The organism is Streptosporangium sp. NPDC003464, from assembly GCF_053588315.1.
The window spans coordinates 24,472-32,768 of sequence record NZ_JBSFPS010000095.1 but is presented as its reverse complement, the minus strand read 5'-3'; the positions used below and the strand labels follow the sequence as shown (position 1 = coordinate 32,768).

General features: G+C 72.1%; 6 protein-coding genes. 3 read left to right on the top strand and 3 right to left on the bottom strand.

Going from position 1 to position 8,297, the window contains the following annotated elements; translation table 11 throughout:
* Window positions 1–986, top strand: a 986-nt coding sequence (locus ACWDS7_RS21770) for an RQC domain-containing protein (protein ID WP_451930736.1), incomplete at its 5' end; no start/stop codon positions are given.
* A gap of 91 nt (window positions 987–1,077) precedes the next feature.
* On the opposite strand, the gene ACWDS7_RS21765 is transcribed toward ACWDS7_RS21770, so the two are convergent.
* Complete coding sequence (locus tag ACWDS7_RS21765; protein ID WP_451930735.1) at window positions 1,078–2,715, bottom strand: glycoside hydrolase family 13 protein; 1,638 nt, start codon at window positions 2,713–2,715, stop codon at window positions 1,078–1,080.
* Window positions 2,716–3,179: 464 nt separating this feature from the next.
* Between ACWDS7_RS21765 and ACWDS7_RS21760 the strand changes: the two genes are divergently transcribed.
* On the top strand, window positions 3,180–4,424 hold the full coding sequence (locus ACWDS7_RS21760) for a hypothetical protein (protein ID WP_306867186.1): 1,245 nt from the start codon (window positions 3,180–3,182) through the stop codon (window positions 4,422–4,424).
* A gap of 195 nt (window positions 4,425–4,619) precedes the next feature.
* Window positions 4,620–5,447, top strand: coding sequence for a hypothetical protein (locus tag ACWDS7_RS21755; RefSeq protein ID WP_451930734.1), 828 nt, complete (start codon window positions 4,620–4,622; stop codon window positions 5,445–5,447).
* Here the strand turns inward: ACWDS7_RS21755 and ACWDS7_RS21750 are convergent.
* Together ACWDS7_RS21750 and ACWDS7_RS21745 are read right to left on the bottom strand one after the other, a co-directional pair.
* Window positions 5,377–7,353 carry an nSTAND1 domain-containing NTPase gene (locus tag ACWDS7_RS21750; RefSeq protein WP_451930733.1) on the bottom strand — a complete coding sequence of 659 codons (1,977 nt, stop codon included), beginning with the start codon at window positions 7,351–7,353 and terminating at the stop codon, window positions 5,377–5,379. The two genes, ACWDS7_RS21755 and ACWDS7_RS21750, sit on opposite strands and share 71 nt — an antisense overlap.
* A complete protein-coding gene (locus ACWDS7_RS21745) occupies window positions 7,350–8,057 on the bottom strand; it encodes an SIR2 family NAD-dependent protein deacylase (protein WP_451930737.1) in 708 nt (235 codons plus the stop codon). Before ACWDS7_RS21745 ends, ACWDS7_RS21750 begins: the two co-directional genes overlap by 4 nt.
* Window positions 8,058–8,297: the final 240 nt, after the last annotated feature.

Genomic DNA, 8,297 nt, shown 5'->3' with positions numbered 1-8,297 from the left:
GCCTCCAGGACGGCGGCGGGAGCCCGGACGGGCTCGGCGGGGCGGAGGGTGTAGGCGGCTACTACCAGGAGACCGGCCGGGCCGGGCGCGACGGCCTGCCCTCCGTCGCCTGGCTGGCCTACGGGCTCCAGGACGTCGTGCAGCAGCGCAAGATGATCGACACCTCCGAGGGCGACGACGCCCACCGGCGCCGCCTGGGCACCCACCTCGACGCCATGCTGGCCCTCTGCGAGACGGTCGAGTGCCGCCGCGTGCGGCTGCTGGACTACTTCGGCCAGCAGAGCACCGCCTGCGGAAACTGCGACACGTGCCTGACGCCGCCGCAGTCGTGGGACGGCACGATAGCCGCCCAGAAGCTCCTGTCGACGGTGCTCAGGCTCCAGCGCGAGCGGCGCCAGAAGTTCGGCGCCGGCCAGATCATCGACATCCTGCTCGGCAGGGAGACGGCCAAGGTCACCCAGTTCGACCACCACTCCCTGACGGTGTTCGGCGTCGGCACGGAGCTGAGCGAGGCCGAGTGGCGCGGTGTGGTCCGCCAGCTTCTGGCCCAGGGCCTGCTGGCCGTCGAGGGCGACTACGGCACGCTGCTGCTCACCGACGCGAGCGCCGAGGTGCTGGGCCGCCGGCGCCAGGTCCTGCTGCGGCGCGAGCCCGAGCGGGCGGCGCGGGCCAGGCCGGAGGCGGCGGCCCGGGGCGGCGGGTCCCGTCGCGCCGCCCCCGCGGAGCTGCCCGAGGAGGCGGTGCCGGTCTTCGAGCGGCTCCGCGCCTGGCGCGCGGCCACCGCCAAGGAGCAGGGCGTGCCCGCCTATGTGATCTTCCACGACGCGACCCTGCGCGAGATCGCGACCGAGCCTCCGTCGTCCCTGGCCGAGCTGGGCCAGGTGAGCGGTGTGGGCGAGAACAAGCTGGCGAAGTACGGCCGGCAGATCCTGGACGCCCTCGCGGAGGCCGCCCCCGGCGACGACCCGGTTCTCACGCTCCAGTGACATCCCCCGGCCGGTCCCCGTACGGCGGCGGGATCGCCGCCGTGACAGGGACCGGCCGGTGGTGCCTCGCGCGGCCCCCCGACCGGCGCGTTCAGGGGCTGGTGCGTGACCACCAGGCGGCCGTGTCGGGCTCCAGGACCGCCTGGAGCCCGTTGGAGCGCATGTCGCTGCTGGCCAGCAGCAGCGTGCCGGGCGACTCCAGGACGACGGGATCGGCGCCCAGGTTGACCGTGCACAGCAGCCCGGGCTCGCGGGTGAAGAAGAGCGTCTCCGGCGGCGAGTCCAGCCACCGCATCGTCCCCCTGCCCAGGGCGGGGTGGGTACGGCGCAGGCGCACGGCGTTGCGGTAGAGGTTGAGGAAGGACCGGGGGTCGCCGAGCTGCGGGATCACCGCCTGCCTGCCCCAGTCGCGGGGGATCGGCAGCCAGCTCGGGTCGGCTCCCGGCGGGGAGAAGCCGAACGACGACTCGCCACCCGCCCACGGGATCGGCACCCGGCTGCCGTCACGGCCCCGGTCCGCGCCGGCCGTACGGAAGAAGATCGGGTCCTGCAGCACCTCGTCGGGGAGGTCGAGGACCTCCGGCAGGCCGAGCTCCTCCCCCTGGTAGATGTAGACCGAGCCGGGCAGCGCCATGGTGAGCAGCGCGGCCGCGCGGGCCCGCCGCGTGCCGCGCCGTCCTCCGCCGTAGCGGGTCACGTGGCGGACCTGGTCGTGGTTGGACAGCACCCACGTGGTGGGCGCGCCGACCAGGTCGGTGGCCGCGATCGAGGCGTCGACCACCTGGCGGAGCGGGCCGGCGCCCCAGTCGGCGGCGAGATAGTTGAAGTTGAACGCCTGGTGGAGCTCGTCGGGCCGGACGTAGTTGGCCAGCCGGGCCGGTGACGGCGGCCACACCTCCGCCACCCCGATGCGCTCGCCCGGGTAGGAGTCCAGCAGCCGCCGCCAGGAACGCAGGATCTCGTGCACACCGTCCTGGTCGAAGAAGGGCAGCGGGGCGCGGCCGAGCAGCTTGAGCTGGCCGGTGAACCCGGCGTCGGGGAGCCCCTCGGCCTTGACCATGCCGTGGGCCACGTCGACGCGGAACCCGTCCACGCCGATGTCCAGCCAGAACCGCATCACGTCCTCGAACTCGGCGCGGACCTCGGGGTTCTCCCAGTTGAGGTCGGGCTGCTCGGGGGCGAAGAGATGCAGGTACCACATGCCGTCGGGCAGCCGGGTCCACGCGGGCCCGCCGAAGCTCGACTCCCAGTCGTTGGGGGGCTGGGCCCCGTCCTCCCCGCGGCCCGGCCGGAAGACGTAGCGCTCCCGGGCCCCGGGCTCGTCGCGCAGCGCCTGCGCGAACCAGGGGTGCTCCGAGGAGGTGTGGTTGGGCACGATGTCGATGAGCACGCGCATGCCCAGGCCGTGCGCCTCGGCGACGAGGGCGCGGGCGTCGTCGAGGGTGCCGAGCCGGGGGTCGACGGCGCGGTAGCTCGACACGTCGTACCCGCCGTCGTGCAGCGGGGACGGGTAGAAGGGGGTGAGCCAGACGGCGTCCACGCCGAGGTCGGCGAGGTAGCGCAGGCGGCTGCGCACGCCCAGCAGGTCGCCCATGCCGTCGCCGTTCCCGTCGGCGAAACTGCGCACGTAGATCTCGTAGATCACGGCATCGCGCCACCATTCGGACGGCGGGGGCGCGGACGGGGCCGGCGACGGGACGGCGCAGGGGGCGACGGACCGTTGCGTCACTTGTGCTCCTTGCAGGTGGGGACGTCAAGCCTGGCTGTGCGGGGCCTACGGTCGGCCGTGCCCGCCGCCGTGGAGGATCACGGTGATCTCCGCGGTTACATGCATGCATGTTATGCATTCACGTTACGTAGACGTCAAGAGGGTGTAATCGCCGATTCACGGCGGCCCCCGGGCACCGCACCGCCGCCCGCCCCGTGGAGCCGCGCCGGAGCCCGCGCGGACCCCTCCCCAGGACCGCCCGTGACAGGGCTCCCTCCGTGCCCGGACCGCCCGGGCCGGACCCCCTCCCGGCCCGGACTCCTCTCCCGGCCCCGCGCGGTTCTCCACGCCGGGCCGGGGACGGGTCCGCACCCGTGTTCACTCAAGTCACAGGCGTGACTACCCGTTTCACGAACAAGCTGCCGACATTCTGGAATGATCGCGTCCATATCCTGTCGGACATCGAGACTGACGGACAGTGACTGATGCCCCCCATCGATCAAATCACCGCCTTCACGTCGGACCATCCGGTCGGAACGGTCATCATCTGCGTGGTCGCGCTGGCCCTGCTCGGCCTGGCCTACTTCGCCCTCCGTGCCGCCTACCGTGCGGGCAACCGGTTCTTCCACCGTTACGTCGCCCCCCGCCCGGCCGAGGACATCCTCACCATCGTCGCCGCGTGCATCGCCACGGGCGTGTCCGCCCAGGGCATGTGGCGCTTCTCCGGTGACGTGCTCGGCTTCGACGGCCCCCTGCGGCTGCTGCTCTTCGCGTTCATCGAGGTCGCGGTGATCACCAGTGCCGTGCGGGCCCGCCGCAACATGCGGGAGAACTACTCCGCGGGCATCGACGGCGTCGCGGTGTGGACCCTCACCGGGCTGTCGGCGGTGCTGTCGAGCATGGACGCCCGCAGTCTCGCCGAGGCCGTCTTCCGGCTGGCCGCCCCGCTGGTGGCCGCGTGGCTGTGGGAGCGCGGCATGGCGATCGAACGGCACCGCATCACCGGACGGGCCCGCATCAACTGGCGGATCACCCCCGAGCGCATGCTCGTCCGTGTCGGGCTGGCCGAGGCCAGCGACCGGACCGCGAGCGAGGTGGACGCCCACCGGAGGTTGACCCGGGTCGCGCTGGCGGCCAAGCGCGCCCGCGCGCTCCGCGAGGCCGGGGCCTCCGACCGCAAGATGCGCGCGGCGCTCGTCAAGCTGGACCGGGCGATGGACCAGGCGGTGGAGCACACCGGCCTGGCGGTCGACACGGCCCGCCAGGAGGCGCTGCTGTCCCAGATCGGCGCGCTCTACAACACCTCCGCCCTGATCGACCTGAGCCCGCCCGTCCCGTGGGCCCCCGAGCCCGAGGAGCCGCAGGCGCTGCCCGCAGCCCGGCCCTCGGCCTACGACGACGACGAGGACGACGAGGCCGAGGTGGTGGAGACCGCCCTGCCGGTCGTCGACACCGCGCAGCGCGCGGCCCTGATGCGGGCGGCGCGGGAATACTGGGACCAGCAGATCGAGCGGAAGTTCGTCCCCCGCGCGGCCGACATCGCCCACGAGACCGGCATCACGCTGGCGACCGCCCGCGAATACCGGGCGCTGTGGAAGCTGGAGCCACGGGCGCACGCCCTGATCGAGGCCGCCTACAACGAGCACGGGATCGTCGACACCGGCACCTTCCCGGCCATCGAGACGCAGGAGCGGATCCTGACGGTGAACGGCTCGGCGCCCGCCTCCTGAAGCCGGCCGCCGGCGGCCACGGCCGGCGGCCCTCCGCCGGCGGGGCCGGCGCCGGCGGGAGGCCCGCCGGTCCCGGGCGCGCCGGCGGCGCGCGGGGCCGGCACCGACGGGATCGTCCGGACGGCGCGCATTCCGAATTGCCGTCGTCGACAATGTGTTCAGGGGCCGTGAACGGCGAGAAGGCCCGGAGGAGGCGTGGTGGTCTGGCTGCGGCGGCTTATCCAGGACATGAAAGTCCGGCAGAACGTCGATGCCCATGTCGTGACCATCGTGGTGTTCGCCTTCGCCGTCGTCTCGATCTTCGGAGACGTGGTCCCCGACCAACTGAAATGGGCCGCGCTCCTTTCCGGAGTGGGAATTCTGGTCTACCGGCTCACATTGCCGGAAGAGCGCTCGGAGATCTCCACGAGTATTCTGGGGGACCGGTCGGCGTTCGACTCCGTGCCGTTGTCGGCGGCCCTGGCCAATGCGCGTGATGTGCGGGTGTTCGCGCCGTCGGCGGTGAATCTGCTCTCCGCGCACACGTGCGAGGTCCTGCGTAAGTCCGTGCTCGCCCGTACGGGCGGGTCGGTCCGCGTCGTGATTCTCGACCCGGCGGAGAAGGCCGCGGTGCGGATGGCCTCCAGGCAGCTGGACGACTCCGTCGAATTCCCGATCCAAAAACTGCCCGCGGCGCTCGAGAGCGCGGTCGAACGGCTGGATCTGATGAGCGGCTGGGAGACCGAAGGACAGTTCCGCTACCGGCTCCTGCCCTACAGCCCCGGATTCAGTATCGTGCTCATCGACCCGGACAGCTCGAAGGGCCGGGCGATCGTCGAGATCCACGGTTTTCACAATCCGTCGACTTCGTCGCGGATGCATCTGGAGCTCAGCCGCGCGCAGAACGAGCGCTGGTATTCCTATTGGGTCCGGCAGTTCGACTACATCTGGCGGGAGGCGGCGCAGCCGGAGGTCACTCCTGCGGGAGCAGACGCCGGGCCTGCTCCCGCAGATGCTCGGGAAGGGCGGGATCGGTCGCCCTGATCGCCTGGGCGGCCAGGTCCGCGCCCGCCACGGCGTTGCCGAGGATGACGCGGATGCGGGCGGCGCGCAGCAGCACGGGGCCGTTGCTCCCGGCGTTGGCGATCGCGTCGGCCGCCTCCTGCTCCGCGGCGTCGAAACGGCCGGCCAGCGCCAGCGCCAGCGCGCGGGCCGCCAGGGTCGCGGGCCGCTGGTGCTGGCGGACCAGGTCGAGGTCGCGGAGCGCGGCCTCGGGTTGGTCCAGGTCGGCGAGGATCGCCCCGCGCAGGGCGAGGGCGTCCAGCAGGGCGTCGCCCGCCACGGCCAGCGCGCCGTTCAGGACGATCAGGGCCGAGCGCGGCTGCCCGACGTGCCACAGCGCCTGGGCGAGGGCGGTCTGCGCGGACATGTCGCCCGGTATCCTGGCGGCGGCCGCGGTCAGCGCGCTGACCGCGGTGGGATAGTCGCCCAGGCTCAGCGACAGGCGCCCCTTGGCGGCCAGGACCCGGCCCACGCCGTCGGCCCGCTGGAGCACGGCGAACATCTCCGCCGCCGCGTCGTAGCGCCTCCACGCGGTCTCCGGGTCCCCGGTCCCGACCGCGACGTCGCCGAAGATCGCCTCGGCTTCGGCGCGCACGCCCAGGTCGTCGAACTCCGCCGCGCGCACCGCGTCTTCGGTCAGCTCCCGCGCGTGGGCCCACTGGGCCCTGGAGAGGGCGGTCCGCGCCGCCTGGAGGAACGTCTCGGGGTCGGTGTGCCGGATGGCGGCGATGAGACGGTCGTGCTGCAGCTCGTACCAGCGGGCGCCCGCCCGGTATTCGGCCTTGAGCATGTGGCGGTCTTCCAGGGCCCTGACCACGGCGTTGGGCATGCCGGCGGTCTGGTCGAGCCCTTCGTAGGCGGTGCCCCGGGTGCCGTGCTCGGTGATGAAGGTGCGCCTGAGCCAGGCCCGGATGCTGCCCTCGGGCACGTTGAGCTCCTCGGCGACCTCCCTCAGCATCCGCCGGCAGAAACCGGCCAGGAAGCGGTCGACGGTGGCGTGCAGCCGTACGTGGTCGACGGTGATCTCGTGGACGTCGGGCGGCAGCGACTCCCACAGCGCGGCGCAGACCACCTGGAGCTGCACCGGTTCGACGCCGCTGACCCTCAGCACGGTCTTCTCGCCCTGGTCGCTGTATATCGTCACGGTCTGCAGGTCGTCGACCAGCATCTCCGCGGCGTTCTCGCCGAACCTGCGCTCGGTGCCCTCCAGCGGCCGGCGGGTGGCCTCCAGCGCGGCCTCCCGCCGGAAGGGCAGCAGGTGGAACCAGGAGCGGGAGCCCTGGCCCAGCACACGTTCGAAGGGGACGATGGAGGCGAGATACTCCTGGCGCATCGACAGCAGCAGGCGCAGTCCGGCGTGGGCCTGGAGGGCGTCGGCGAGCTGGGCGACGAACTCCTCCAGGTCGGCCTCCCCGTAGGGGGCTCCGGTGAACATCTCCTCGGCCTGGTCGATGGCGATCAGCGTCGGGATGGGGTCGTCGTAGCGGTCGACGCGCGCCGGGTGCCGGTCGAGGAAGTCGCGGACGGTCAGCCCGGCGAGCTCGGCGGGCGGCGCGGCCGACCACGACGACAGCAGGCTCAGGGTGTAGACGCTGCGCACCGGCGTGGTGGTGACAAGGAGGGCGGGGTCCGGGGCGACCCGGCCCACCGGCAGGACGTCGACGCGGTCGGGGTCGAGGAGCGGCAGCACCCCCGCGTGCAGGAGGGAGGTCTTGCCGACGCCGGAGGCGCCGTAGAGGACGGTCAGCCTGTCGGCCTGCCAGAGGGTGGCGATCTCGCGTGATTCGCGCTCGCGGCCGAAGAACAGGCCCTCGTCCCGCCGCCGGAAGGCGCGCAGCCCCACGTACGGCTGGCCCGTCTCGTTCTGCACGTGGCCGGTGGAGGTCATGCGTCCGGTCCCAGCCGTCGCCGCAGCTCCTGGCAGAACTCGGCCGCGGTGCCCCAGAAGATCGAGATGCGCCATCCCGCGTCGAGGTATCGGACGAGATACTGTTTCGCCCGCTCCTCGGCCTCGGCTATCGGCGTGTTCAGCGGCGGCAGCAGCTGCACGCTCACGTGGCGCCGCAGGCGGACGGCCGGGATGGCGCGGAGCAGGCCGTGGAAGAGCACACGGAAGGTCCAGTCCTGCAGGCTGTAGCCCACGAACAGCAGGGGGCGGGTGGTCATCGCGCGCAGCACAGGGATGGGGATCAGCGTCCGGTTGCCCGACGCCTGCGCCGCCGCCACGTTGGCCAGATACTCGAGATAGTCGTCCTCGATGAGGACCAGGGACGAGGATTCGGCCCAGCTCCCGTGCAGGTGGTAGACCAGCGGCTCGTCGACCGAGGGCTCCGGCAGCTCCGGGGTCTCCTGGGGGTTGCGGTCGGCCCAGGAGCACATCGCCGTGTGAGCCGTCTTGCCCTCGCCCGCCAGCGCCTCCACCAGGAAGTTGTCGTAGTTGGTGGTGAGGAAGACGCGCAGGTTGAACTTGGCCAGGAGCGCGTGGGGCTCGCCGGCGTGGCCGAAGTCGGGCAGCCCGTGCGACTGGAGGTATTCGCAGATCTGCTCTTTGAGGTAGACCGGGTCGCCTTCCAGCACCGCCGCGTACTGCATCACGCGGGCGAGGTCGTGGTCATCAGGAAAAGGGTATTTATAGCTTTTTGCCCATTTTCTGCTGAGTTCGGAGCCGGTCGGGAGGGTGCCGTAACAGGCCCCCGCGCCGAGAAAGGGCGTGCAGTCTCCACTGCGGAGTTGGTCGATCAGTCGCCGCCAGTCCGCGTCGTCCACGACACCGCCCTGGTTATTGGTGGAAGGTCCCTTTGTGACACCTTGTGTCGCACATCCAGGGCGGTG